The sequence below is a fragment of the Ancylomarina longa genome (genome assembly GCF_003996985.1).
Classification (GTDB): domain Bacteria; phylum Bacteroidota; class Bacteroidia; order Bacteroidales; family Marinifilaceae; genus Ancylomarina_A; species Ancylomarina_A longa.
Map to the genome: position 1 here is coordinate 1 of NZ_RJJX01000128.1, position 667 is coordinate 667.

Sequence of the window (667 nt, forward strand, 5' to 3'; positions counted from 1 at the left end):
CAGATAAGGCAGCACAGCTAGCAGCAGCAGAAAAGGCATTGTCTGAAAAGTATGCTGCCATCATTAAATTGGCAGATTCCCAGTTTAATTCTGGTGATTATACTACCGCAAAGACAAGTTATACAGATGCATTAAGTCTGAAAGCAGAGGAAGCTTATCCAAAAACTCAGATTCAGAAGATAGATGCACTGTTAGCAAGYCAGCAAGCCGAAGCAGAAAAGGCAGCACAGCTTGCAGCAGCAGAAAAAGCATTGTCTGAAAAGTATGCTGCCATCATTAAATTGGCAGATTCCCAGTTTAGTTCTGGTGATTATACTACAGCAAAGACAAGTTATACAGATGCATTAAGTCTGAAAGCAGAGGAAGCTTATCCAAAGACTCAGATTCAGAAGATAGATGCACTGTTAGCAAGCCAGCAAGCTGAAGCAGATAAGGCAGCACAGCTAGCAGCAGCAGAAAAGGCATTGTCTGAAAAGTATGCTGCCATCATTAAATTGGCAGATTCCCAGTTTAGTTCTGGCGATTATACTACAGCAAAGACAAGTTATACAGATGCATTAAGTCTGAAAGCAGAGGAAGCTTATCCAAAAACTCAGATTCAGAAGATAGATGCACTGTTAGCAAGCCAGCAAGCCGAAGCAGAAAAGGCAGCACAGCTTGCAGCAGC

The 667-nt window shown here is 42.3% G+C and carries 1 protein-coding gene; it reads left to right on the forward strand.

The annotated features are described in order from the left end of the window. Positions 1-667: hypothetical protein (locus DLK05_RS16630; RefSeq protein WP_209319943.1), on the forward strand; the 667-nt coding region annotated here is incomplete at both ends.